Here is a 24,387-nt window from a genome sequence, read left to right as displayed (position 1 = left end):
CCAAGTTATTGTTAGGTACTACATACCCGTTTTTTAACTTAAAGGTGTTTTTTATTTGTCTCACTCTAGGGGGTCAGTCCCAAAGAATAGAGAGCTTTTTTTATTCGTATTTTTTCACTGTTACTTGACATTCTTTTAACGGGATAAGCTTCGATTTTTTCGTCCATTTGTATCCTAACCACACAATTAAGAATAAAGGAAGTCCGATATAAGAAACAAGTACACCGTACCAGTCAATCGAGTCACCCATAAACGCCGAATAGTTTTGGCCTAAAATAACAACGGCACATAAAATAAAGGCAAAGATAGGGCCAAATGGGAAAAGTTTTGCATGATATGGAAGTTCACTCAAATCATGACCTTGAGCAACAAATGCTCTTCTAAAACGATAGTGGCTGATCGCAATTCCTAACCAAGCAATAAAACCAGACATACCAGAAGCGTTAAGTAACCACGTATATACCGCACCGTCTCCAAAAAATGAAGCACCAAATGCAAGTGTACCGACAAGTGCCGTTGCGATTAAGGCATTAACTGGAACGCCTCGTTTATTCACTTTTGCTAAGAACCTTGGTGCTTTTCCATCTTTCGCTAAGTTCCACAGCATACGCGTAGAAGCATACATGCCTGAGTTACCAGCAGATAAAACAGCTGTTAAAATAACGGCATTAATCGCTGATGCTGCAAACGCCAGACCTGCTCGTTCGAATATTAAAGTAAACGGACTTACTCGCACGTCATCACTTGCTAATGAATTCGCTGTGTATGGAATAAGCATTCCAATAACAAAAATAGCTAAAATATAAAATAACAAGATGCGCCAGAAGACTTGTTTAACTGCGCGAGGAACCGTTTTTTCCGGATCTTCACTTTCTCCAGCTGCGACTCCAAGCAACTCTGTTCCTTGGAATGAAAAACCAGCTGCCATAAAGATACCTAGTACAGTGAAGAATCCACCGTGAATCGGTCCATCACCAAGCGTGAAGTTTTTAAAACCTGGTGCTTCATTGTTAAAGATACCAAAAATCATCATAATACCAATAACTAAAAAGATAATAACCGTTACTACTTTAATTAACGAAAACCAAAATTCAGATTCACCAAATCCTTTTACAGAAAGGTAGTTAAGCCCAAACATAATTAATAAAAACAGGGCACTCCATAAAATAGAAGAAGAGTTCGGGAACCAAAATTTCATAATAAGGGCTCCAGCGGATAATTCAGCTGCAATCGTAATAGCCCAGTTATACCAGTAGTTCCAGCCGAGAGCGAAACCAAAGGATGGATCTACAAAACGAGACGCATACGTACTAAATGAACCAGCTTCAGGCATATAAGCTGCGAGCTCTGCTAGACTGGTCATCAAAAAGTAAACCATTACGCCAATAATAGCGTAAGCTAAAAGCGCTCCCCCAGGTCCTGCTGTGTGAATTGCTCCACCACTTGCTAGGAATAAGCCGGTTCCGATGGCTCCTCCTAATGAAATCATCGTTAAGTGGCGAGATTTCAACCCACGTTTTAATTCTTGCTGCTCTTGCATAGATAAATACTCCTTTCGAATGTACGGAAAGAGACGGGATAACATAAAAAAAGCCCGCAGTATATGTGCGCGCTTTTAAATCTGAAAACCGCGTCAACCTTCCGTGAAGATAGCTCTTCACATCACTCGCATGATGTGACAGTTCTGTTCCTGTTCGGAGACAGCCCCAGCTTAAATCAACCGAGAAGTGATTTAAACTTCGGCAATTTTTCCTTTCAAGCAACATCCTCAATGTTCTCTGCATTTCCGTTACTTTACTATTAAAAACTGCGACCTCTACCTCATCGATTAGGATGAGGGTTTTTTATATTCAATTGACATAAAAGAAGTATAACAAATACTAAAACGATTGTCATTATAAAAAATAGATTCAGAAAATAGAAACATCTTTGAAATCTCTCGAATCTATTTTGTTACGTATGGTATAATAAACATTGTCTTTATACTACATAAATATCCAAACGTACCACAGGGGGAGCCGCCGTGCTGAGAGTGAACGAAATGTTCAGACCCTTCGAACCTGTTAGTTAACGCTAGCGTAGGAATGTGGGAATAGTAGCATATATTTGCTTACTCCTGTGTAAACCGTTTGATATGAATGATTCAAAAACAGGAGTGAGAAACGTGAATAAAGCATTACCTTTACAGGCTAAAATTGAAATAGCTATTTTTGCAGCATTGGCTTTTTTGATTGATCTTTTACCTTCTATAAAAATTGCAATAGGTGTAAGCATTTCGTTCTCTATGGTTCCTATCTTTATTATGTGTTTTCGATGGGGAGTTAAAGGAGGAGCTTTATCTGGATTTCTATGGGGAATATTGCAACTAGCTTTAGGAAATGCGTATATTTTAACCCCGTTGCAAGCTTTTATAGAGTATATTATCGCTGTTACCTTTATTGGATTTGGCGGGATTTTCTCTAGTTCTATTAAAGGATATTTAGCTAATAATCAAAGATCAAAAGCTTTCTTTTTTATTATCTTATCTTTAATTATAGGAAGTTTTGCTCGTTATTTTTGCCATTTTATTGCCGGTTTAATATTTTGGGGATTTGCTGCACCAAAAGGAATGCCTGTTCTATGGTATTCTTTCTCGATGAATGGGATTTCGATGATTGGGTCGTTGCTATCATGTCTAATTATCCTTTCATTGTTAATTCCATCGGCATCAAGAATGATTGTAACTAAATCACACTCATCATAAGAAAAAAGACTAAATCTGCCAAGATTTAGTCTTTTTTCTTATTTGTCACCTTTGTTTACACAAAAGTGTGTCAGGTTTGATAACATAGTTAGTGAAATATTCAAAAAACTGTTTTATGATAGTCAACATATTCAAACGAGATAAAGGATTGATCGTATGCTACAGAAATGGATCACGAGCATAGGTTTAGATATTGGAACAAGCACAACAAAACTGATTGTAAGCAAACTGTTAATAGCAAATCAACAAAATCAGTTTACGCTGCCAGGCTGTCAAATTATTGATCGTCGCGTAACGTATGCAAGTTCCATCTATACAACACCTATGGTAAACGAGGTTGAAATCGATGTTCGAAGGTTAACGCTATTACTAGAAAAAGAGTACAAAAAAGCAGGGATCTCCTTAGATCAAGTGGAGGCGGGTGCTGTGATCATCACAGGAGAAACGGCTCGGAAGCAAAATGCAGAGAGTATCGTTCACTATCTAGCTGAACACGCTGGGAATTTTGTTGTTGCAACAGCTGGTGCTGACTTAGAAGGAATGTTAGCGGCAAAAGGATCGGGAGCAATCGAACATTCTGCTGAAACCAATAAAGTGATTGCCAATATTGATGTAGGTGGAGGCACTGCTAACATCGCCTTATGTCAAAATGGAAAAGTGATTGAAACGTTTACCCTGCATGTAGGCGGAAGATTAATTCGACTAAACGAAGATGGTATTGTTACCTACGTTTCGTCTTATTTAACTGAATTTTTAAAAAATAATTCTCTGATGCTTCAAGAAGGCGAAAAAGCAACATTTGAAAAACTCTCGTCTATTTGCAAATTGCTAGCTAAAGAAACCGTGGATTATGTGAGCGCACTGAAGCAAACCTCTTTGCTGCTCGTTTCCCCTCATACAAGATCTTCTACTCGGCCAGAGACAATCATGGTCTCGGGAGGAGTAGGAGCCATGATAGAGAAGGAGAAACCAAAAACAGTGAAGGAAGTGGCCATACACGGAGACATTGGTCCGCTGCTAGCTTATCAGTTTCAAGCCATACAGGTATCTCAAGCCGCTGAAACAACGCGAGCCACTGTCATTGGAGCTGGTATGCAAAATACAGAAGTTAGCGGATCAACCGTATACATTAAATCAAAGCGGCTGCCGCTAAAAAATATTCCGATTATAGAGATACCCGTACAGCAAGAGGAGGAGTGGAATCCGCAGCTGTTTCAAGAAAGAGCTCGAACGGCATGTATGCAGGCTTCAACTGTTTTCAGCGCAGAAGATCCTCCCGTTGCTATTGCTTTATCTCATTTCCCTTACTGCAGCTATATAATGCTGCAAGAATTAGCAAAAGTAATAAGCGCTGAATTTGGTGCTTGTTTTAAAGGAGCTAAGTGCCTCGTTGTTTTATGCGAGCAGGATATTGCTAAAGCTTTAGGACAAGCACTAGCCAAACAGGAGAACGAATTAGAAATTATTTGTTTAGATCAAATTGACTTTACCCACGGAGATTATATCGATCTAGGGTTACGCGTAGCTGGAGAGGCAATCTCTGTTTCGATTAAAACACTCGCTTTTTCATCATAATCAACTGAACATACAAGGAGGAAACGATGTTTAAAACTACCCGGTTGTTAGGAGAAACATTTTCATTTTATAGCTTGAAAGAAATTATGGCCAAAGCAAACGAAGAACGTTCTGGAGATCAGCTCGCAGGAGTTAGCGCTGAGTCAATGAAAGAACGAATGGCAGCCAAACAAGTGCTAGCTGATATCACACTTGCTGATATTCGAAATTACCCGCTGCTAAGCGCAGATGAAGACAACGTCTCGGCATTAATCGAAAGTCAGATTGATTCATCGGTTTACGACATTATTAAAAATTGGACAGTAGGGGAGTTAAGAGAATACATCTTATCTGATGAGCATACCGGAGAAGACCTTCTTGCGCTTAGCAAGGGATTAAACAGCGAAATGATTGCGGCAGCTACTAAAATTATGTCCAATTTAGATTTAATTCAAGGAGCTGCCAAGATAGAAGTGCAAACTACTTGTCAAACGACTATCGGTCAAAAAGGCGTATTGGCTTCAAGAGCCCAGCCTAATCATCCTTCAGATAACTTAAAAGGAATGAGAGCATCTCTCTACGAAGCGTTAAGCTATGGAATTGGAGATGCGGTTATCGGAATTAACCCTGTTATTGATACAACGGATAATATCTACGCGCTTTTAAATGAAACAAAAAATATAATCAACCAATGGTCAATTCCTACTCAAAACTGTGTATTATCACATGTGACGAGTCAAATGAGAGCAATCGAAAAAGGAGCAGCTGCTGACTTGATTTTCCAAAGTTTAGCAGGCACAGAAGCCGGTAATGATTCATTTGGGATTTCACTGTCTATGCTCGATGAAGCGACAGCGTTAATTCATGAAAAAGGGACAGCAAAAGGTCCGAACCGCTGGTATTTTGAAACAGGACAAGGTTCTGAACTGTCAGCAGAAGCCCACTATAATATTGATCAAGTAACGCTCGAAGCTAGATGCTACGGCTTAGCTCGCCACTACAAGCCTTTCTTAGTTAACACGGTTGTTGGATTTATTGGACCTGAATATTTATATAACAGCAAACAAGTCCTGCGAGCTGGGCTAGAAGATCACTTTATGGGCAAAATGCACGGCTTGCCTATGGGAGTAGACGTATGTTACACCAATCACATGGATGCTGATCAAAACGATATGGATAATTTAAGTATGCTTCTAGGAACAGCTGGGGTGAACTTTGTAATAGGAGTGCCCATGGCTGATGACTGCATGCTAAACTATCAGTCTCTTAGTTATCATGATATCGCAACCGTGCGCAATGTACTCGGCCGTACCCCAACTCCGTTATTTCAAAAATGGCTTGAAGATCAGCGTATTATGGAAAACGGACGCTTCACATCAAGAGCTGGAGACCCAACTATTTTTATGAATTTGATTTAAGGAAGGTGCTTACTATGATACCAAAGTCAAATCGCGATCCGCTTGAAACACTGAAACAATTTACCCCTGCCCGCATAGGTGTTGGTCGTACGGGAACAAGGCCGCTAACAAAAGACGTTTTATCTTTTCGCACAGATCATGCCGCAGCCGTAGACTCTGTATACGGCTCAGTTTCAGAAGATATTCTATCTGAGTTTAACCTTTTTTCTGTGAATACACGCGCGGAGTCAAAAGAACATTATTTAAAACGGCCGGATCAAGGGAGGTTATTAGCAGATGGCGCTAAGAAAGAGATTTTAAAAAACTGCGTGCCACAGCCTGATGTACAAGTAGTGGTATCAGATGGACTGAGCGCTAAGGCAATTGAAGAAAACATGAGCGACGTGTATCCTGCTTTAATTGATTCACTGGAGTCATATGGACTTCGTATCGGGACTTCGTTTTTTGTAAAAGGAGGACGAGTTGCATGTATGGATGAAATTGGTGAAGTCATAAAGCCAAAAGCACTTGTGCTATTGATTGGAGAGCGACCTGGGCTGGTCAGTGCTGAATCCATGAGTGCTTACATGTGCTATGAACCTAGCAAAGGCAAAAAAGAGTCTGATCGTATGGTTATTTCTAATATTCATAAAAGAGGAACGCCTCCTATTGAGGCAGCCGCACATATCGGTACCATGATTGACAAAATGATTAAGCAGCAAACAAGCGGTGTACATCTTATTGTCTAAACATCAAAAGGAGGAGAACGTATGGCGTTACAAAAACAATTAAAACCTATTCATTTATGGGCTATTTCAGTTGGTATGGTTATTTCAGGACAATACTTTGGGTGGAACTACGGGTTTGAACAAGGCGGGATTATCGGACTTGCAATTGCAACCTTAATTGTAACGGTGTTTTACACAACGTTTATGTTCAGCTATGCAGAGCTTTCAACATCTATCCCGCAAGCTGGTGGACCTTCAGCTTATGCAAGAAGAGCACTTGGACCTTTTGGCGGATATATCGCCGGAATTGCATGCTTGCTTGAATTTATTTTTGCTCCTCCTGCTATTGCGGTATCAACAGGAGCATACCTGCACTTTCTTATCCCAGCCGTTAACCCTGTATATGCAACGGTAGGTGCCTTTATTTTCTTTGTTTTACTAAATTTAATCGGGGTAAAAGAAGTAGCGGTGATTGAGCTTACAGCTACCATTGTTGCACTAATTGGTTTATCTATTTTTTATGTAGCTGGTTTGCCTCATGTACAAACATCAAATATTTTTAACGATCATTCATTTATTAACGGGCCAACAGGGGTACTAGCGGCTATTCCATTCGCTGTTTGGTTCTATCTTGCAATAGAAGGCGGAGCAATGGCAGCGGAAGAAGTGGAAAACCCTAAGAAAAACATTCCTAAAGGATTTATTGGAGCGATTATTACTCTTGCAACCGCAACGTTGTTTACGCTATTTGTAACAGCAGGACTTGGCGGAGGAAGCGGGAAGCTAGCCGATTATCCACTTCCGCAGGCACTGTCTTCTGTATACGGAAACGGCATTTCAACCGTTGTTGCTATTATCGGGCTATTCGGATTGATTGCTAGTTTAAATGGAATCATCATGGGATTTTCAAGACAAACCTATGCGCTTGCACGAGATGGTTACTTCCCTAAATTTCTTGCTAAAACGAATAAAAAAGGAGTTCCTGTCGGCGGTTTGTTGATTCCGGGAGCAATCGGTGTGATTTGTGCTGGATCTGCCACGTTTGCCAATGCCCTTATTATCTTATCTGTATTCGGAGCAATGATGATGTACTGCATCAGTTTAGTTTCTCTTTTTATTTTACGCAAAAAAGAACCTAACTTGTCTCGTCCTTTTAAAGTAAATTACCCGGTAGTGCCAAGCGTTGCTTTAGTATTAGGGATTCTGTGCTTATACAGCATTATAAAATACAGTGTGCTTACAACAAGTTTAATGCTGTTTGGTGTTTCTCTACCTTTAATGTATGTGATTCTTGGCATTTTCCTTCTTTCAATTATTTACTATGTTTTTTATGGTTCAAGACAGCTTAAAAAAGAGGCATCCAATTCATATCAAGAAGCATCTATTAAATAAGAAGAAAAACGGCTGCTGTAAGAGCAAGCCGTTTTTCTTGTGAAATTAAAGGGTTGAGCGTTTTTTTGTAGAATGATATACTAGGTCTGTTTGTTGGAAGAATATACATACATTTATATTAGATAAAGAAGGGGCAATTATGATGAACAAACGTAATACAATCATTATCACGGTTGTTTCATCTATTCTGTTATCAGCCTGTCAGCAAGAAGAGACAATAAAAGACGGAAATACAATGATAGTAGAAAAAGATGCAAAAAAAGTACTAAATGAACCAAAAACACAGGTAGAAAGCATTCAATCAATTGATTTGAATAAAGAAGCAATGAGCGGAAAATTTATCACAGCCTGGATGACTGATTACTTTTCAGCGTTTGGAAAAGCAGTTGATGACAACTCTTTTAATGATCTAAAAGCTTTTTTGAAAGCGGACAGTTCTTTTTATAAAGAGCAGAACCTTCTTGTTGAAAATTTCACACGACAAGGCATCGAGCAGAAGAAGCAAACGTTTCATATTGTCAATTGGTATGAAGAACCTAACCATGTGTTCAAAATACAAACCCACGAGGAAAGCTTATTAAAACAGCCCGGCAAAGATCCTTACAGCAAAGTTTGCGACCGCCTTTATACAGCTGTTTACCAAAACGATACGTTAAAGCTATCGAGTGTAGAACCATTCGACTTTTCATCTAAACCAAATACACACACTGAAACTCCCACTACACAAACAACAGATTTACACGACTACGATGGAAAATGGACCACTGGCAATGATAACGGATCTCCTATCATTCAATTTCTTGCTATATCCAACTCGGAAGCGACGATTAAAATAAATTCGTACCAGCCACCTAGCAAAATCCGCGTGTCAACCGTTGAACAAAAAAATATTCGCTTTGAAAATAACCAAGCCGTCATTGAATATGAAAATGATGGACAAGGAAATAAAGGAACCATTGTCATTACGCTTAAAGAAAACTCCATTTCGTTACTCGCTAAAACAGATCAACATAAAAAGGCAAAATGGGGAATTCCAAGCGGTGATTACGTACTTGATACGTTCGAAAATTAAAGATCCTTTTAAGAATAGACTAAATTCGGCATTGAGGAGGACACCTTATGCATAAAAAATGGACGATTGCATTCGTTCTACTGCTGCTAATGGTTTTGACGGCCTGTGAAGAAAAAGAAACAGTTAAGTTATCCAAACCAACTGAACCTTCCTCAGATGAAGTGATCCCAAAAGATCAAGCTAAGTCATCTATCAAGCCTGATCTTGTATCAGAAAAAAAAGCAGAAAAAACTGCAGTTGAGACGATGAATAAAATTTCAAGCACCTATAAAGAATTAGGTGAAGAGTATGAATGGGATAATGAATCTAACCCTGCTGATTATGAAACGTTAAAAAAAGCGCTAACGCCATATGCAACATCATCTTTAATTGCAACAAAGTTAAAAAGTATCTCCACTAACTATTACTGTAAAGAATGTAATATGAGCTTTTTCCCTGATGTTAATCATCTTATTCGCTTTGAACTTATTAACAATCACGCCGGGCAATTTTCGGTGTCAGCCATTGAACCAATTAGTAAAGAAGGAAGCGGCGGACTGACCATTTACATGAATTTTAAATACGTTAATAAGCAATGGAAGTTAAATGAATGGGATGAAGTTACCTATCATCAAAAATACCTCAACATTACGGCCGATGAATATATGGAATACGTGAAGTCAATTAATCCTTCTAGTGATATTTCATACCAAGGCGAAACAACCCGCACAAATGAAAAAGGGGAAAAGGAAGAAATCATGGTTTTCAAAGAGAACCATACAAAGTATGCCATCAGCAAAAACAGCTCTCAGCGAATCGACGACTTTAAAGAAGATGAAAAAGAAAAAGAAGAGAAGGAAGAAAAAGAGTTTAATTTAAAAAATATCCCAAAAGTTGATCAAGAAACAGCAGATATTTTTATTGAACATTATTTGCGAGATTTAACAAAGTCCATTAACACAAATAAATTCGAACACGTACAGCCTTATATCCAGCGTGACAGTGTTTTGTGGAATGATCAAAAGCAGCTTGTGAAAATGCTGTATGAAAGAGACATTCGAGAAGAACTCGTTGATTATTCGGTATTAGACGTTGAACCTGTGAGTGAAAAAGAAGATGATGATGAAACGGTCTATACAATCCAAACAAAAGAAGTTATTTCCATTACAACGAACGGTCAAAGTCAAGAAAAAGAGTATTACCGAACGTATACCGTTTCTTACAGCAACAAACAGTTGTATCTGACAAAAATTGAATCACTTTAAAAAACATCACGTTCTGCGTGATGTTTTTATGTATACACAATTTGTGTAATTCCTATCATGATAGATTTTAACGTTCCACCATAAAAAGCAAATCTTTAGAAAGAGCATTTTGAAAAATACTTTACTAAACTAACGCAAGATAACTCTTCCTTATCAAGCGTTCACATGATAAAGTAGAGTAATAAGCAGAAAATAGAATTTATTTTACATATAATGGATGTTTTTATTAAAATCTTAAAAAAACGGCTTTCTAAATTGAGTTTTGAGAGGTTTTTGAAAAATTTTAATGGTATTTGTTGCAGTTTGATAAAAATTCATTATATACAATTTTGGATCATTTAAAAGGTATTCATTTATTTGTGGTAATTAGGAGGGTTAAAATGGAAGAATTTGAATTATCGCCTGCGAAAAATTCGTTTCGCCAGCTAAAAGAGCAGTGGGAAGAGGCAGAGCTCTTAGATGAAGATAACAACTTGAATTTAAAGCACGTTTCAGATGAAGAATTTATTCAGCTCTTTTTTTCAATGCGTATTATCAAAAAATCACTTTCTCCTCATACGATCAGATCTTACAATCAAGACATGAAAACGATTCTGTCTTTTTTCTATGAACGAGAGATTACATTAAAATCGATTGGATTTATGGAAGTCAAATTATTTAATGAAGAAATGATAAATCAATATGCCAATCGCACTGCTGCAAGAAAACTAGAATTTTTTAGAAGAATGCTAGAGTTTGGACACGCTACTCATTTTTATCCTTCGCTGTATACGACGTGGATTGAAAAACCATCTATCGCAAAAGGACATTACAGTGATAAGGAAAAACAAAATCGTACCGAATACCGAGAGCTAACCGATCGCGAAGCCCAGGTGATTGTAAATGCGTTAGAATCCGTCGTGCGCATTCGCCAGCATGAAAAGGAATTCAAAGCGCGCAATCGCTTAATGGGAATGCTTTTGTATATGAGTGGAATGCGTTCAAGTGAACTGCTAAGTTTAAATTGGGGAAGCTTCCGCGAAGACCGCCGCGGAAATTTGGTTGTAGATGTGATTGGTAAAGGAAAAAAAGAACGCACTATTCCCGTGTTTGATGATGTGAAAGAAACGCTTTTCACTTATCGGCAAGCGTTAAATGAAAGCACCGAACTAAGTCCTTTTGACACTGAACCGCTTTTTTACTCCATTAAAGAGTATTATCGTACCGGCGAAAAAAAGCGATTATCCTATACAACGTTGTATCGAACGATTAAATCAGCTGTTTATAAAGTGAAAGGAAACGCGTCTATTTCTCCTCATTGGTTTCGTCATACCTTTATTACAAATAGTTTAGCTAATGACGTTCCGCTTGCGGTTGTGAAACAAGTAGTAGGGCATTCTTCTATTGCTACAACGAACGTTTATCTTGAAAAACTTCAAGAGGATATGGTATACGACGCGTTTCGAAAGTCGGGCTATCGCTAATCACTTATAATATTTTTATGTAAACTAAAAAATATATATTTTCATTTTTACTGCTTATGCGTATGAAATAAGTTGTATAAATGAATAAGTTACTTTTCCTACAATATACTGGTAGAAAGTCGATAAAGGAGGGAGCTACCTATGACGGCTAAACATCCGCTTCACTACCATTTCGGAGAAGTAACGGAGCTTTTTCATTACATATACGAAGTTTGTGAAACAGCAGGTATTTATATTGACTGGAGCGGAACAGCCCAAACCGTTCAGCTATATCGAAGTAAAGAATCTTTTTTATCCGGAGAACGCTACATCGGAGCGATTCAATATGAAGGGAGCAATCAGTTTCAAAAAAGATGGCCTTCTACCGTCAGTTTGAGATTTCGACGTGCAAACTTGTCGTTTATTTTAAAATATTGTTTAGAACAAATTGAAGACTACCGCAAAGACACAAATAAAGAACCCTTCATTAATCCAAATGCAGAATCCATCGCGTTTAAATTCACCTCTTTAACAGATGAAACCAAACAAGTGATTTCAAAAATTAAAGAAGTATTATGTATTGCCAACTACGTATAAAACCCCGCAGAATGTTACCTGTGGGGTTTTGGGTATTTAACGCAGGTTTTCTGCGTCTTGAAGCAATTGTTCGGCGCGGAATTCAAGTTTTTGTAAAGTGTCGGTATAAATCTTTACCTGCTGCTCGTTTAGCTGGGACGTTAATTCGGAAAATACCTGTTCTACAGCAGGCGTCACTTCTGTTTTTAAACGCAGGCCGTCTTCTGTTATTTGAATAAAAAACGAGCGGCGATCTTCTGGGTTTCTAACACGCTGAATCCAATTTTGTTTTTCTAGTAAATCTAAAATTTTAGTCAGCGTCGCTTGATCTTTATCTGCTCGCTCAGCTAATTGCTTCTGTGTACTATATTCAGCTTCTGATACGCGCTTTAAAACGGTCCACTGTTCTGGCGTAATCCCAAAAGGACGTAAGTGTGCGGCAACGACTCTGCTTAAGCGCTTACTTGTACGAACGGTGGGAATGCCGAATATTTCTTCTAACGATTCCATATAAAACCTCCTGCATATATACCTGCTGTGATTATATCAGCTGTTTTTATTTCTGTAAATTTGTTTGTAAAGGTGATCCTTTATAAAAATAAATTTACACAATAAATTGCAAATACACTAGACTTATTGTGTGTATCCTTGTAATCTAGTGTAAGAATAGTTAAACTTTTTCAAAAACAGTAGGGGGTACACACATCCATGATTAAAGCGGTTTTTTTCGACCTAGATGACACGCTACTTTGGGATCAAAAAAGCGTAAAAGAAGCATTCGTTGCAACATGTACATATGCAAGTGAAAAATATAATCTAAAACCTGAAGAACTAGAAGAAACGGTGCGTAAGGAAGCAAGAGAATTATATGCTTCGTATGAAACCTATGAATTTACGCAAATGATTGGCATTAATCCATTTGAAGGGTTATGGGGAAATTTTTTAGACGATCATGATCAATTCCGAAAAATGAAAGATATTGTTCCTACTTATCGAAAAGAAGCTTGGACTCGAGGCCTTCGTGCTCTAGGAATTCACGACGATGCTTTTGGAGCGGAATTAGCTGAACGTTTTCCATTAGAGCGCCGCAAAACACCTTTTGTATACGAAGAAACGTTTGAAGTGCTTGATCAATTAAAAGGAAAGTACAAGCTGCTGCTGTTAACAAACGGTTCACCTGACTTACAAAATACCAAATTAGATATTACATCAGAACTAGTTCCATATTTTGATGAGATTGTGATTTCAGGGGCATTTGGCCGGGGTAAGCCTGATCCATCTATTTTCGACCATGCTTTATCACTTATGGATTTAAAGAAAGATGAAGCGATCATGGTTGGAGATAATTTAATGACAGATATACTGGGTTCTTCTCGCGTTGGAATGAAATCTGTATGGATTAATCGTCACGATAAAGAGCGAAATGAAGTCATTCCTACTTATGAAATTACCCATTTAAGTGAACTGCATTCAATTTTAGATGAACTAAATTCGTAATACGAACAAACAAAAAGAGGCGTAAATCGTCTCTTTTTTTGTTGTAAAAACAAGTACAAAAGTCTCTGAAAGTCCTATATCCGTTCCAAATCTCACTGACTTCAGTCACTTTTTCTTCTTCCTGCATAGTAAACCAATCTTATCCTTGATTCCCAGATAAATACCATGTAGCATAGTATATAGACTAGTCATTGGAGGAATAACATGAATAAAATAGTTACCAGAAGCCTTGTAGCGGCTGTTTTGTTCACAAGTCTCGCCGCTTGTGAAGACAAACAAGGCGATACGCACGTCACTTACAAAAATCCTCAACCTAAACATGCCCCTGGAGCAGACACCATTTCAGCAACAGATGAAACGATGGCGCCTGTAAGCCGGGTAGCGACAGAAGATGAAACCGATGATCGATTAGCGTTTGGAGAACGATCAAAACACGGTCAATATTATGTTTCCACAACGGATGCACAATTTTTTCCTGTTAAAGGAGCTAAACAAGTAAACACTCAGTACGTTGTCGTATCCGTTCAGTTTCAGCGAACACCTAATGAACATTCGACTGTAGTATTAAACGACACAACGTTTACATTACAAGACACAACAACTTATCAAATCTACGAACCGTCTGATGGAGGGAATTTATCGACAGAAACCTCGCACACCTTGTGGACAGCTTTTTCATCACCGTCATTATCTGACGACGAACCACTTAACCTCGATGTTGCATTTAAAATTCCAAAAAAGTCCAACCATACGTATAACCTGTTGATTACACAACAATCAGAACGAGCAGATGTATTCAAGTTTGAAGAAGCTAAACAAGAGTATTAATTACATATAGAAAAAACGCCTGTCTTTTGTTTTATAGAAAAAGAGAGTAGACATTAAACGTGTTGATGTAGTCAATTTTAAAAAGAACGTGTATCATTGTAAGTGCTGGTAACAAAAGTTGGACATAAAATGTGGATAAAAAGTTACGAGAAAGGAAAAGGTGCGTACATCACGTTAAAGACATATGAATCATAAACATACAAAAACAAATACTGAATTCAGTAATAAAAAAATAAACATGCATTTAAATAGAAAACTATCAGCGGCTATCATAGCTGCCTTTCTTTTCGCTTTGCTTTTTTGTTTTATAACAGGGATAAAAGAGTCAATTCCCAATTTTACTATAAAGAAAAACAGTTCGCATTTCAGCGAATTATTTCCTTTATACCTTTTGTTCTTTACGCCCTTTTTTTTAATAATGGGGACGTTAGGCACAGTTATTGTTGATTTATTAGTCAGCGCTTTTGTTAAAGAACGCAGTAAAAAAATTGATTTTATCATGTCATTCTTATTTCATGGTATTTTTGGATTTTTAATGTTTGAATTTGGAATGATGGGCGTCATTCTTATTTTTATTGTTGACCGTATTCTTTCAATCCGTAAAGAAAGCTACACTTATTTATATCCACTGGTTTGCTTAGTGGTGTCGGCTATTATTGGAACTCTTGTCCATTTCATTTCTACTATCGGCTAATAAAAATGCTAAAAAAGAGACCTCAAAGGGTTAGGTACCGCCTAACAATTGAGGTCTCTTTTTTTAAAAACACCATTTGGCTAAGTTATTTGCTTTACTGCGCTAACGTTTGATAAATCAAAAAGATATTTAAACAAATGACTAATGCAGCTATCACCCAAGCTACAGTAGTTGTTGCTTTATGATTAACCAACCCGCCCATGATTTTTTTATTACTTGTAAACATGATAAGAGGTACAAGCGCAAATGCAATTCCGAACGATAAAATAACTTGACTGACAACTAGTGCACTTGTTGGATTTACGCCAAGTCCGATAATCAAAAGCGGCGGAATAATTGTAATGAAACGACGAAGATATAAAGGAATTCTGCGTTTAATAAATCCTTGCATGATGACATCTCCAGACATTGTTCCGACCGAAGAACTTGAAAGTCCTGAAGATAATAATCCAACACCGAACGCAATAGCTGCAAAAGGACCAATTAAATGTTCAAATTGTGTAAAAGCCACGTCCAAATCTTGCACGTTTAGTCCGTTTTTAAAGAATAGAGCGGCTGCGACAATCAGCATGCTTGCATTAATTGCACCAGCGATAATCATGGCAATCACAATATCGATAAATTCAAAGCGGAAAATCGCTTTTTTCTCCGCTTCAGTAGTTCCTACCACGCGGCGCTGCGTAAGAGCTGAGTGCAAATAAATCGCGTGCGGCATAACTGTAGCACCTAAAATCCCAGAAGCTAACAGCACGCTGTCTGTCCCGTGAAACTGAGGGACAAATAAGCCGTGGACAACACTTGCGCCGTCTGGATGCGCAAGAAACATTTGAGTCCCAAAAGCTAATACCACAATAAAAACCATTGCCGCAATCGCTGCTTCTAGCAGTCGAACACCTCGTCTTTGTAACTCTAAAATAGCAAAAGAACCTACCGCTGCGATGAGTGCAGCTGGGAACAAAGGAATATGAAATAATAAATAAATTCCAAGAGCAGCCCCAATAAATTCTGCTAAATCCGTCGCCATAATGACTAATTCCCCTTGGATCCAAAGCCCAAAAGAAACGAAGGACGGGAAGTGTTCCTGTGCTATCTCAGGTAAATTCAAGCCTGTTGCAATACCTAATTTAGCTGATAACGATTGAATTAAGACAGCCATTAAGTTAGAAATTAATACAACCCAAAGCAACATGTATCCGTATTGAGAGCCTGCTGCGATGTTAGTAGCAAAATTACCTGGGTCAATATAAGCAACCGCTGCGATAAAGGCAGGCCCTAAGAAAGGTAATAATCGCTTAATTCCTTTTGTTTTACCCGACAATACGTCTTGAGCACTTAGCTGCATAGCTGATAATGCTTTACTGCCGTTTTGATCTTTCATGTCTAGTGCTCCTTTCTTTGATGAACAATAAATAGCCCAAGCTAATTTTTTTATATGAAGTATAAAATGTTTCCTTAATGCAAATTATATGCTAGTAAAGGTTCTTTTGACAATAAAAAAGTTTAGCAAAAAATATAAATCATCTTCAGCTGTTTTTTATCCCGTTTGGCACAATTCTTTAAATGCACACCCGTGACAGGAGGAAGGCGTATCTGCTTGAGGGAAATGCTCAAGCGGAAGAGGTTGATTTACCTCTGAGTGTTCCAAAAAAGTTTTCATATAGTCAATGCTTGTATCGACTTGCCGAAGAACAGCTTCAATTTCGTGAAGAGTAAGCTGATACGTACGCGCACTGCCTGAAAGCAAGTATTCGTTTCGGACTTTTATCTGATCAACGGAAATATTATATTCAGCTAGCACGTAGAGAGCGTAAATTGCCAGTTGAAACAAATCATCTTTTGTTTGTTTACTTGTTTTCCAATCAACAATCGTAAATTCGTCTGTGACTGGATTTTTAAAAAGGGAATGAAAAGGCGCATATACTTTATGGTCATACACATTTATAGAACGAAACGACTGAGGAGAATCTACTTCTAAAGAAGGTGAAGACACCACGTCGCAAAACGATTTACTTTGTAAAAAGTTATGTACACAAATGTGTACCCGCTTTTGCATGTCTTTAAGATCTTTTTTAGAAATATAGCCGTTTTCGTAGAATTCTAAAAGCATCTTATACTGAGCGGGCTTATGATACCAAAGCTCTCCATAGTCAGTAGAATCACGCAGTGCGTTATTTAGTAGCTGCTGTACTTTCTTCACTAAATTTTGTTCACCCGGGACAATCTGTGTAGATGTATAGTCAGAAATGGCTTCTGTAATCACCTGACGGACGGCTTGTCCTGCGTACATAGATAAAGTAGAAACCTTTTTTAAACGATAAGCGCTTTGAGACTGTGCAGAAGCGCTGTCAAGCCATCCGTTGTGTGAGACATAATAATGATATGCATACTTTCGTTTGCACTGTGTGATCATTTTATGCCTGGAATAGGACCATGAAAATTCAGGGAAATCAGTGATTTGAAACAAGCTATTCACATCCTTTTTCAAAAACTGCGCATAGGTTGGTCTATTAGTGTATTCGTATATGAGTTAAAATAGACTAAAAATGTAGAGAGTGAATAGCTACGCATGCATATTATTTTGTGGATTCTTGCGAAATATGTATAAATAGAAAAAACTATTTAAAAATTGGTTGCTTTTTTCTATGGCAGATGTTATATTAATAAAGCGATGAGCTAATTTGTGTAAGTCGAAGGACATGCTTTCGAGCTAAACGTGTGAATGTGGTCACACGGTCCCCGCCACAAACGCATCAAAGACGTCCTGCGTGGACGTCTTTTTCATTTTATAAAAAAGAGAGCATATTGCTCTCTTTTTTTGTGGTAACTTTTTGATCCCTTCTATAATTTCTGCCCCTTTTATTTACTGCAGCCAAACTTACTGTATTTGCACATTTGCCGCATATTGCATTGTTCCTCTTGTAGAGTTAATCACGATATCTACAACGTAAAAACCTTGATTTTCAGGAATCTTAAATTCATTATTTTTGACAAACAGCTTGGTTTTTTCACCGTTATTTTTCCATATATGCACGCTCACGCCGCGAATATAAGCGCCGTCTAGGTTGGAAAAATGGAGCTTAACCAATTGTTGCTGCTTTAAAGGGATACTTTTTTGCTGCGATATGTATGTATATAAATCATATACATTTATTTCTTTTTTTGTTGTTGAACGGCCGTTTGACCAGTTAATAGAACCTTTGTGAAGGTGATAGGTATGTTCGCTCACCGCAAGCGCAGCTTCAGGTTTGTTTTGGTCGTATTCTTCCTCTAGAAAGAAAGCACTGTTCTTAAGTAAAAGTAAGAAGAACACCGTAACAGCTCCTAGACCGCTTAAGACATATACACCACATTTTGCGGGTTGTACTTTCATAATAATTTCCTTTCACAGACCAATAATTAAGGAGGATAGGTACATAAAATTTCCACTTTTTCTATTCTAAACGATTACAAGTGAAATTACATTTATTGCTTTCTTTCTTCACAAAAAACAGGATAATAGTCATGTGTTTTCTATAAAAGATCCCCTTAGATCAAAATCAACCCCGCAGAAAAGGAAGATAAATGGAAATTAAAAGAGGGAATCTAAAAAATTTACAGAAGTTGATAAGTGATTTAAAATTATACAGAGGAAAAAAGCATTTCAAAAAAAGGGAGATTAGTAGGTTTTTTGTTCTACTTCCACTTCTTAAAAAGTCGTATTTTTCGTAAGAAACTGTAAAGTTATATTTTATAAAGGTGAACCAATACATATACAAAGAAAAGGGACACAAAAAAAAGGGGGATCAGCATGGAAATTAGAGAACTAGAATTACATGATGCTGCAAACTTTGTAGATTTGCTTAAACAGATTGAAGAAGAAAGTAAGTTTATGCTGTTCGAAAGCGGAGAGCGAAAGCTGAGTACGGATCAGCAGGAGAAAAACATCGAAATCTTTAAGCAGCAGCCAAACTCTACGATTATTGTAGCAGAAGAAAGCGAGATGCTTGTGGGATATATAGCTGCAACAGGGGGTGAAGCTAACCGAAACGCTCACATCGCTGCTCTGACATTAGGTATTCGAAAAACGTTTCAAAATCAAGGGATTGGTACGGCTTTATTCGCTGCGCTTGAGGAATGGGCAAGAGAACACCATATTCACCGTCTTGAGCTCACAGTCGCTGTACAGCATGAAAAGGCTCTTTCTTTATATCATAAAGTAGGATTCGAAATTGAAGGAACGAAAAAACATTCCCTGCGAATTGGCGGTTTGTTTATTGATGAGTACTATATGTCTAAATTGCTGAATTAAAAAAGAAACGACGTTTAAAGACGCCGTTTCTTTTTTAACTTCCTCTATAAATTTGGTATCCCCACGGTGATACAAGCAAAGGGATGTGATAATGTTCTTGTTCAGAAGACAATCCGACTCGAACAGAAACTTGATTTAAAAAGGGGGGATTTGTTGTTTGGACTTCTTGTTTTTTATAGTATTCCCCAATATGGAACAAAAGTTCATAATCTCCTGATTCAAACGCTTCAGAAGAGAAGAGCGGGTTTGCTAATCTTCCGTCTTCATTTGTAGTACCATGAGAAAGCTTTATTCGTTTACTTTCTGACTGGATGTGATAGAAATCAACTTTGACAAAAGCAGCCGGACATCCGTGAGTGAGGTCTAAAATATGCGTTGTAATTTTAGTCATGCTCGTTTCTTTGTCTCCTTATCTTCAGTAATTTTATCAGTTAAACGAAAGAAAGCAATTTTATATACTTCTTCTAACGCTGTAGCAAACTCCGTTTGTTTGGTATTCTGTAAGCGACTTTGCATTGCCTCGTAAATATCTTCTTTTTGTTTACCTCGTACTGCCAAAATAAAAGGGAAAGGAAACTTTTCCATATACATTCCATTAAGAGAAGAAAACTGTTCATACTCATTTTGTGTTAAGTTTTGTAAGCCTGCTTTTGTTTGTTCTTCAGTAGAAGCAGATGTCATAGCGATATTTTCACCTAGATTTGGATGAGCTTTCAGCAACTTAAGCTGTTTTTCTACAGATGCTTGCGCTACAATTTCTTTCATCTTTCCGTGAAGTTGTTCAACGGAAGAGAAAGGGCGCTTAGAATAAGCTTCTTCTGCAACCCAAGGTGAATGTTCAAATATATCGCCAACTAATGAGACAAAATGCTGCTTGCTAAGCTGATTTACATACTGCACAGATACATTATTCATACTAAACCACCTTTACTTTACTTCTGAATAATCTGTTTTCTCTAAAGAGACAGAAGGTACTTTTCGTTCAACCGATGCGTTAAAAAAGAGATTTAATAAAATGGCAGCTAAACTTCCAGTAATAACTCCATCACTTACAATCACACGCAAAGCATTTGGGAGCTGGGCGAATAAATCGGGTACCACCGTTACACCAAGACCCAGTGAAAGAGAGCACGCAATAATCAGCAAATTTTCTTGTTTAGCCAAATCAACAGCGCTTAGCATTTTGATGCCTGATGAAATAACTAAACCAAACAACACGACCATTGCTCCTCCTAAAACAGGAGTAGGAATAATGGTTGTAAAAGCAGCTATTTTAGGAACAAGTCCCAATAATACGAGAATAAAGCCGGCTACTACCACTACATTTTTTGTTTTTACTTTCGATAATTGAACCAGTCCTACATTCTGAGCGAATGTATTGTAAGGAAAAGCATTAAATAGCCCTCCAAGAACAATGGCGATTCCTTCGGCACGATAGCCTTTTGTAAAATCTTTTTCAGTTAATTCCCGATCACACAGTTTTCCTAACGCTAAAAATACGCCTGTAGACTCAATAATAATGACCAAGCATACGAGAATCATCGTTAAAATCGGTCCAATTTCAAAAGTGGGCATCCCAAAATAAAAAGGAGTGGGAATGTGCAGCCAAGAAGCTTCATTAAAGTTAGTGAAATTAACTTTTCCCATTAATACAGCGGCTATTGTTCCGGCTATAATTCCAATCAACACAGAAAGAGAACGAAGGAAACCGCTGAAAAATCGATTTAAAATTAAAATAAGCGCTAGAACACCAAAAGATAAAAGAAGATTAGAAAGAGAACCAAAATCTTTACTTCCTACTCCTCCTGCCATATTTCGGACAGCGGATGGTACAAGTGATAAACCAATCATCGTCACAACCGTTCCTGTGACAACTGGAGGAAAAAATTTAATAATTTTGCCTAAAAAACTTGCTGCCAGTACGATGAAAATACCACCGGCAATAATCGCTCCGTAAACAGCGCTAATTCCATATTGAGTTCCAATCGCAATCATAGGAGTCACCGCTACAAATGAACTTCCAAGTACAACAGGAAGACCAATCCCAAACCACTTGTTCGTCCAAGCCTGCAGCAGCGTAGCTAGTCCGCAGGTCAGTAAATCAATGGCTACGAGATAGGCTAAGTCATGTGCATTTAAATTTAATGCGCGTCCTACCATCAGCGGAACGAGAATGGCACCCGCATACATAGCGAGTACGTGCTGTAATCCCAATGAAGCTAGTCGAAACGGTCGATTTTGGTTATTCACCTAAAAACCTCCTTTAATTATATCACATGTAATGTTAATAAATATTACATTTAGAATGATACATTAATAGTAAAATGTTTTTTAAGGGATGTCATTAGTCAAGTTGACCAAAAACAGAGGTTTCAATATCTCCTTTTTTACAATATATAGAGAAGTAGGTAAGCTACCGTGTAAAAAGATGTTACATTCCTTTTTTTAGTACCAACTCTTAATATCAAGTGATATAATTTTTGTATATATTTTCAACTAATAGAGAGAAGAGGAAACACTTATGTATAATATTGCGGCTCACACATGTAAATTTTTATTAAAAAGAAGAGGGAAGTTTCAGGTAAGGAACAGAGAGTATCTGCCAGCGGATACAGGCTTTGTGATCGCTTGTTCGCATAAGGGATGGGTAGACGTTGTAGCGCTTGGTGCGGCTATTTTGCCTCACCAAATTCATTTTATGGCAAAAAAGGAGCTTTTTAATCATATACTCACTAGTAATGTATTAAAAAAACTTAACGCATTCCCAGTAGATCGTAACAACCCGGGACCCAGCAGCATTAAAACACCTATTAAATTAGCAAAAGAAGGACATATCGTCGGGATTTTCCCTAGCGGCACGCGAACAGAGGAAGACGTTCCCTTAAAAAGAGGAGCAGTCACTATAGCAAGCATGGCAAAGGTTCCTATTGTACCCGCAGTTTACAAAGGACCCGCAAATGTAAAAGAGCTATTTTCAAAGGAGCCCGTTGTCATTTCCCTTGGGAAGCCCATCTACCTTGCTGAAGGAAAGCTGACAAAAGATCGGCTCGCCGACGTGTCAAATCACTTAACAGCTTCGATTCGTGCGTTAGAGGAAACAGAAACATAACTTCATAGCGGAGGTGCATCATGAAGGATTGGGTACAGAGAAAGCTAAACGATGTGATTAGTGATGATGTGCAGGCAAAAATGAAAGAAAAGATGGCTGAAAGCGGTGTAACCGTTCCTATATCCGCTTCTATGCTCATGCGGATTTTTCAAAAGCAAATGACAAAGCAAGATCAAATTCAGCAATTTTCTATTTCATTTCAAGACTCCTATATTCACGTGAATGGAATTATTAAAAAATTTCTGGTGAGAATTCCATTTTCTATTGTGCTAGAACCTCTTGAAGCAAAAGAACGTACGCTTGTATTCAAAATCCATGAAATGAAACCTCTTAATCAAAATTGGATCAACTATCGAATTTTTCATAAGCCGCCTGTTACTACGTATGAAGAAAAACAAATTCATATCAACCTCAATGAAATTGATAAAGTGAAAGTCATTCCAGTAGGAAAAATCAAACAATTTTCAATACAAGATGAAAAGCTTCGAGTGAAAATTGGTTTATAAATGGTTGTAAATAAAATGTAGAAATAGTTTTTTTAGAAAGAAAACCTTTTCAATTCAGCACTTAATTCGATTAGGTGCTATTTCTTTATAATTTTTATAAAATTTTTAGAATTTTTCGTCTCTAACTATTGTGACACGCTTCCCTAAAGTTGTACAATGTAACTTATATAGAGGTTTAAGCGAAAAACCCGTAAATATAAAGAGCAAGGAGAAACAACTATGACAACTTATTCAATCGATGTGACACTAAGTCAAACAAAAAAAGAAAAGCCGCAATCTGATCAATTGCAATTCGGGAAAATCTTCACGGACCATATGTTCATTATGGATTATACAGAAGGCCAAGGCTGGCACGATGCTCGTATTGTACCTTATCAACCTATCACATTAGATCCGGCATCTATGATCTTTCATTACGGGCAGTCTGTTTTTGAAGGACTAAAAGCATATGTAACAAAAAAAGAGCAAGTATTATTATTTAGACCAGATGAGAATTTCAAACGTTTAAATAAATCAAACGATCGTCTTTGTATTCCTCATGTTGACGAAGACTTAGCATTAGAAGCGTTAAAACAGCTGATTAAAATTGACCGCGAATGGATTCCTACTGCTGAAGGTACATCACTATACATTCGTCCATTTGTCATCGCGACAGAGCCTTACTTAGGAGTAGCGCCATCTGACCGCTACCAATTTATCATTATTCTATCTCCAGTTGGCTCATATTATAAAGAAGGAATTGCTCCTGTAAAAATTGCGGTTGAAAGCGAATTTGTTCGTGCTGTAGCCGGAGGGACAGGGACTGCTAAAACAGGCGGAAACTATGCTTCAAGCTTAAAAGCTCAGCAGCTTTCTGACTCAAAAGGCTATTCACAAGTACTGTGGTTAGACGGAGTTGAACGCAAGTACATTGAAGAAGTAGGAAGCATGAATATTTTCTTCAAAATTGATGGAGAAGTAGTAACGCCATCTGTGAACGGAAGCATTTTAGAAGGAATTACGCGTAAATCCATCATTGAGCTGCTAAAACACTGGGATATGCCTGTAACTGAGCGCCGTATTTCTATGGAAGAAATTAAGCAAGCTTATTCGGAAGGCAAACTAGAAGAGGCATTTGGAACAGGTACAGCTGCAGTTATTTCTCCGATTGGCGAGCTATTTTGGAATAACGAGAAAATGGTCATCAACGGTGGAAACACAGGAGAAGTATCACAAAAACTGTATGACACTCTAACAGGTATTCAAAATGGTACAGTGGAAGATCCATTCGGCTGGGCAGTGGAAGTAGAATAAATTTCGGTAATCGAATATCTTTTT

The 24,387-nt window shown here is 37.8% G+C and carries 24 protein-coding genes and 2 riboswitches; of the genes, 16 read left to right on the top strand and 8 right to left on the bottom strand.

The annotated features are described in order from the left end of the window. Positions 1-100: 100 nt before the first annotated feature. Positions 101-1,540 carry an amino acid permease gene (locus tag NST66_RS11720; RefSeq protein ID WP_047750873.1) on the bottom strand — a complete coding sequence of 480 codons (1,440 nt, stop codon included), beginning with the start codon at positions 1,538-1,540 and terminating at the stop codon, positions 101-103. Between the two features lie 102 nt (positions 1,541-1,642). Then, positions 1,643-1,827: riboswitch (Lysine riboswitch) on the bottom strand. Positions 1,828-2,001: 174 nt separating this feature from the next. Further along, a riboswitch (TPP riboswitch) is annotated at positions 2,002-2,102 on the top strand. Between the two features lie 32 nt (positions 2,103-2,134). Between NST66_RS11720 and thiT the strand changes: the two genes are divergently transcribed. From thiT to NST66_RS11675, 9 genes are all read left to right on the top strand, one after another. Beyond that, the gene (gene thiT / locus NST66_RS11715; protein ID WP_099331372.1) at positions 2,135-2,743 is read left to right on the top strand and encodes an energy-coupled thiamine transporter ThiT; all 609 of its coding nucleotides are present in this window, start codon (positions 2,135-2,137) and stop codon (positions 2,741-2,743) included. A gap of 156 nt (positions 2,744-2,899) precedes the next feature. Continuing rightward, positions 2,900-4,318, top strand: a complete 1,419-nt coding sequence (locus NST66_RS11710) for an ethanolamine ammonia-lyase reactivating factor EutA (protein ID WP_340843380.1) — start codon at positions 2,900-2,902, stop codon at positions 4,316-4,318. Between the two features lie 26 nt (positions 4,319-4,344). After that, on the top strand, positions 4,345-5,715 hold the full coding sequence (locus tag NST66_RS11705; protein ID WP_340843379.1) for an ethanolamine ammonia-lyase subunit EutB: 1,371 nt from the start codon (positions 4,345-4,347) through the stop codon (positions 5,713-5,715). A gap of 14 nt (positions 5,716-5,729) precedes the next feature. Beyond that, positions 5,730-6,443, top strand: a complete 714-nt coding sequence (eutC, locus tag NST66_RS11700) for an ethanolamine ammonia-lyase subunit EutC (protein WP_340843378.1) — start codon at positions 5,730-5,732, stop codon at positions 6,441-6,443. Positions 6,444-6,464: 21 nt separating this feature from the next. Next, entirely contained in the window at positions 6,465-7,814 is a 1,350-nt protein-coding gene (gene eat / locus NST66_RS11695; protein WP_034266474.1) for an ethanolamine permease, read from the top strand. A 142-nt stretch (positions 7,815-7,956) separates the two neighbouring features. Continuing rightward, entirely contained in the window at positions 7,957-8,886 is a 930-nt protein-coding gene (locus NST66_RS11690) for a TcaA NTF2-like domain-containing protein (protein ID WP_260506331.1), read from the top strand. Positions 8,887-8,933: 47 nt separating this feature from the next. Next, positions 8,934-10,130: a TcaA NTF2-like domain-containing protein gene (locus NST66_RS11685; RefSeq protein WP_033579106.1), complete on the top strand. Its 1,197-nt coding sequence runs from the start codon at positions 8,934-8,936 to the stop codon at positions 10,128-10,130. 380 nt (positions 10,131-10,510) lie between these two features. Further along, positions 10,511-11,593, top strand: a complete 1,083-nt coding sequence (locus NST66_RS11680) for a tyrosine-type recombinase/integrase (RefSeq protein ID WP_154991271.1) — start codon at positions 10,511-10,513, stop codon at positions 11,591-11,593. Positions 11,594-11,734: 141 nt separating this feature from the next. Beyond that, positions 11,735-12,169 carry a hypothetical protein gene (locus tag NST66_RS11675; RefSeq protein ID WP_013083346.1) on the top strand — a complete coding sequence of 145 codons (435 nt, stop codon included), beginning with the start codon at positions 11,735-11,737 and terminating at the stop codon, positions 12,167-12,169. Between the two features lie 36 nt (positions 12,170-12,205). On the opposite strand, the gene NST66_RS11670 is transcribed toward NST66_RS11675, so the two are convergent. After that, the gene (locus tag NST66_RS11670) at positions 12,206-12,658 is read right to left on the bottom strand and encodes a MarR family winged helix-turn-helix transcriptional regulator (RefSeq protein WP_033579104.1); all 453 of its coding nucleotides are present in this window, start codon (positions 12,656-12,658) and stop codon (positions 12,206-12,208) included. A 198-nt stretch (positions 12,659-12,856) separates the two neighbouring features. Between NST66_RS11670 and NST66_RS11665 the strand changes: the two genes are divergently transcribed. The 3 genes from NST66_RS11665 to NST66_RS11655 all read left to right on the top strand — a co-directional run bounded on the left by NST66_RS11665 (position 12,857) and on the right by NST66_RS11655 (position 15,167). After that, positions 12,857-13,645 carry an HAD family hydrolase gene (locus NST66_RS11665; RefSeq protein ID WP_154991272.1) on the top strand — a complete coding sequence of 263 codons (789 nt, stop codon included), beginning with the start codon at positions 12,857-12,859 and terminating at the stop codon, positions 13,643-13,645. 204 nt (positions 13,646-13,849) lie between these two features. Further along, positions 13,850-14,473, top strand: coding sequence for a hypothetical protein (locus NST66_RS11660; protein ID WP_340843377.1), 624 nt, complete (start codon positions 13,850-13,852; stop codon positions 14,471-14,473). Between the two features lie 184 nt (positions 14,474-14,657). Then, the gene (locus tag NST66_RS11655) at positions 14,658-15,167 is read left to right on the top strand and encodes a hypothetical protein (protein ID WP_340843376.1); all 510 of its coding nucleotides are present in this window, start codon (positions 14,658-14,660) and stop codon (positions 15,165-15,167) included. A 94-nt stretch (positions 15,168-15,261) separates the two neighbouring features. Here the strand turns inward: NST66_RS11655 and NST66_RS11650 are convergent, their stop codons facing one another. The 3 genes from NST66_RS11650 to NST66_RS11640 form a co-directional block, all read right to left on the bottom strand. After that, complete coding sequence (locus NST66_RS11650; RefSeq protein WP_154991275.1) at positions 15,262-16,545, bottom strand: Nramp family divalent metal transporter; 1,284 nt, start codon at positions 16,543-16,545, stop codon at positions 15,262-15,264. A 156-nt stretch (positions 16,546-16,701) separates the two neighbouring features. Further along, entirely contained in the window at positions 16,702-17,640 is a 939-nt protein-coding gene (locus NST66_RS11645; protein ID WP_230624648.1) for a PD-(D/E)XK nuclease family protein, read from the bottom strand. A 402-nt stretch (positions 17,641-18,042) separates the two neighbouring features. Then, the gene (locus NST66_RS11640) at positions 18,043-18,537 is read right to left on the bottom strand and encodes a hypothetical protein (protein WP_033579100.1); all 495 of its coding nucleotides are present in this window, start codon (positions 18,535-18,537) and stop codon (positions 18,043-18,045) included. Between the two features lie 417 nt (positions 18,538-18,954). On the opposite strand from NST66_RS11640, the gene NST66_RS11635 reads away from it, so the two are divergent. Next, complete coding sequence (locus tag NST66_RS11635) at positions 18,955-19,455, top strand: GNAT family N-acetyltransferase (protein ID WP_033579099.1); 501 nt, start codon at positions 18,955-18,957, stop codon at positions 19,453-19,455. Positions 19,456-19,489: 34 nt separating this feature from the next. On the opposite strand, the gene uraH is transcribed toward NST66_RS11635, so the two are convergent. From uraH to NST66_RS11620, 3 genes are read right to left on the bottom strand one after another with little or no spacing between them, the layout of a single operon-like run. After that, a complete protein-coding gene (gene uraH / locus NST66_RS11630; RefSeq protein ID WP_033579098.1) occupies positions 19,490-19,846 on the bottom strand; it encodes a hydroxyisourate hydrolase in 357 nt (118 codons plus the stop codon). Continuing rightward, complete coding sequence (gene uraD / locus NST66_RS11625) at positions 19,843-20,370, bottom strand: 2-oxo-4-hydroxy-4-carboxy-5-ureidoimidazoline decarboxylase (protein WP_028413185.1); 528 nt, start codon at positions 20,368-20,370, stop codon at positions 19,843-19,845. The genes uraH and uraD overlap by 4 nt, the downstream gene beginning before the upstream one ends. Before the next feature lie 12 nt (positions 20,371-20,382). Next, positions 20,383-21,705, bottom strand: a complete 1,323-nt coding sequence (locus NST66_RS11620; RefSeq protein WP_154991276.1) for a nucleobase:cation symporter-2 family protein — start codon at positions 21,703-21,705, stop codon at positions 20,383-20,385. A gap of 271 nt (positions 21,706-21,976) precedes the next feature. On the opposite strand from NST66_RS11620, the gene NST66_RS11615 reads away from it, so the two are divergent. The 3 genes from NST66_RS11615 to NST66_RS11605 all read left to right on the top strand — a co-directional run bounded on the left by NST66_RS11615 (position 21,977) and on the right by NST66_RS11605 (position 24,363). Then, positions 21,977-22,564 carry a lysophospholipid acyltransferase family protein gene (locus NST66_RS11615; protein ID WP_098626572.1) on the top strand — a complete coding sequence of 196 codons (588 nt, stop codon included), beginning with the start codon at positions 21,977-21,979 and terminating at the stop codon, positions 22,562-22,564. A 20-nt stretch (positions 22,565-22,584) separates the two neighbouring features. Then, complete coding sequence (locus tag NST66_RS11610; protein WP_028413188.1) at positions 22,585-23,070, top strand: hypothetical protein; 486 nt, start codon at positions 22,585-22,587, stop codon at positions 23,068-23,070. Between the two features lie 219 nt (positions 23,071-23,289). Next, on the top strand, positions 23,290-24,363 hold the full coding sequence (locus tag NST66_RS11605) for a branched-chain amino acid aminotransferase (RefSeq protein ID WP_028413189.1): 1,074 nt from the start codon (positions 23,290-23,292) through the stop codon (positions 24,361-24,363). Positions 24,364-24,387 lie beyond the last annotated feature (24 nt).

The sequence above is a fragment of the Priestia sp. FSL W8-0524 genome (assembly GCF_038005965.1).
Taxonomy (GTDB): Bacteria; Bacillota; Bacilli; order Bacillales; family Bacillaceae_H; genus Priestia; species Priestia zanthoxyli.
This window is presented reverse-complemented; position numbering and strand designations above follow the sequence as displayed.

Bases quoted from the DNA above. Each gene is read 5' to 3' on its own strand.
- NST66_RS11720 (WP_047750873.1), bottom strand. From the start codon at position 1,540: ATGCAAGAGCAGCAAGAATTAAAACGTGGGTTGAAATCTCGCCACTTA.
- thiT (WP_099331372.1), top strand. From the start codon at position 2,135: ATGAATGATTCAAAAACAGGAGTGAGAAACGTGAATAAAGCATTACCT.
- NST66_RS11710 (WP_340843380.1), top strand. From the start codon at position 2,900: ATGCTACAGAAATGGATCACGAGCATAGGTTTAGATATTGGAACAAGC.
- NST66_RS11705 (WP_340843379.1), top strand. From the start codon at position 4,345: ATGTTTAAAACTACCCGGTTGTTAGGAGAAACATTTTCATTTTATAGC.
- eutC (WP_340843378.1), top strand. From the start codon at position 5,730: ATGATACCAAAGTCAAATCGCGATCCGCTTGAAACACTGAAACAATTT.
- eat (WP_034266474.1), top strand. From the start codon at position 6,465: ATGGCGTTACAAAAACAATTAAAACCTATTCATTTATGGGCTATTTCA.
- NST66_RS11690 (WP_260506331.1), top strand. From the start codon at position 7,957: ATGAACAAACGTAATACAATCATTATCACGGTTGTTTCATCTATTCTG.
- NST66_RS11685 (WP_033579106.1), top strand. From the start codon at position 8,934: ATGCATAAAAAATGGACGATTGCATTCGTTCTACTGCTGCTAATGGTT.
- NST66_RS11680 (WP_154991271.1), top strand. From the start codon at position 10,511: ATGGAAGAATTTGAATTATCGCCTGCGAAAAATTCGTTTCGCCAGCTA.
- NST66_RS11675 (WP_013083346.1), top strand. From the start codon at position 11,735: ATGACGGCTAAACATCCGCTTCACTACCATTTCGGAGAAGTAACGGAG.
- NST66_RS11670 (WP_033579104.1), bottom strand. From the start codon at position 12,658: ATGGAATCGTTAGAAGAAATATTCGGCATTCCCACCGTTCGTACAAGT.
- NST66_RS11665 (WP_154991272.1), top strand. From the start codon at position 12,857: ATGATTAAAGCGGTTTTTTTCGACCTAGATGACACGCTACTTTGGGAT.
- NST66_RS11660 (WP_340843377.1), top strand. From the start codon at position 13,850: ATGAATAAAATAGTTACCAGAAGCCTTGTAGCGGCTGTTTTGTTCACA.
- NST66_RS11655 (WP_340843376.1), top strand. From the start codon at position 14,658: ATGAATCATAAACATACAAAAACAAATACTGAATTCAGTAATAAAAAA.
- NST66_RS11650 (WP_154991275.1), bottom strand. From the start codon at position 16,545: ATGAAAGATCAAAACGGCAGTAAAGCATTATCAGCTATGCAGCTAAGT.
- NST66_RS11640 (WP_033579100.1), bottom strand. From the start codon at position 18,537: ATGAAAGTACAACCCGCAAAATGTGGTGTATATGTCTTAAGCGGTCTA.
- NST66_RS11635 (WP_033579099.1), top strand. From the start codon at position 18,955: ATGGAAATTAGAGAACTAGAATTACATGATGCTGCAAACTTTGTAGAT.
- uraH (WP_033579098.1), bottom strand. From the start codon at position 19,846: ATGACTAAAATTACAACGCATATTTTAGACCTCACTCACGGATGTCCG.
- uraD (WP_028413185.1), bottom strand. From the start codon at position 20,370: ATGAATAATGTATCTGTGCAGTATGTAAATCAGCTTAGCAAGCAGCAT.
- NST66_RS11615 (WP_098626572.1), top strand. From the start codon at position 21,977: ATGTATAATATTGCGGCTCACACATGTAAATTTTTATTAAAAAGAAGA.
- NST66_RS11610 (WP_028413188.1), top strand. From the start codon at position 22,585: ATGAAGGATTGGGTACAGAGAAAGCTAAACGATGTGATTAGTGATGAT.
- NST66_RS11605 (WP_028413189.1), top strand. From the start codon at position 23,290: ATGACAACTTATTCAATCGATGTGACACTAAGTCAAACAAAAAAAGAA.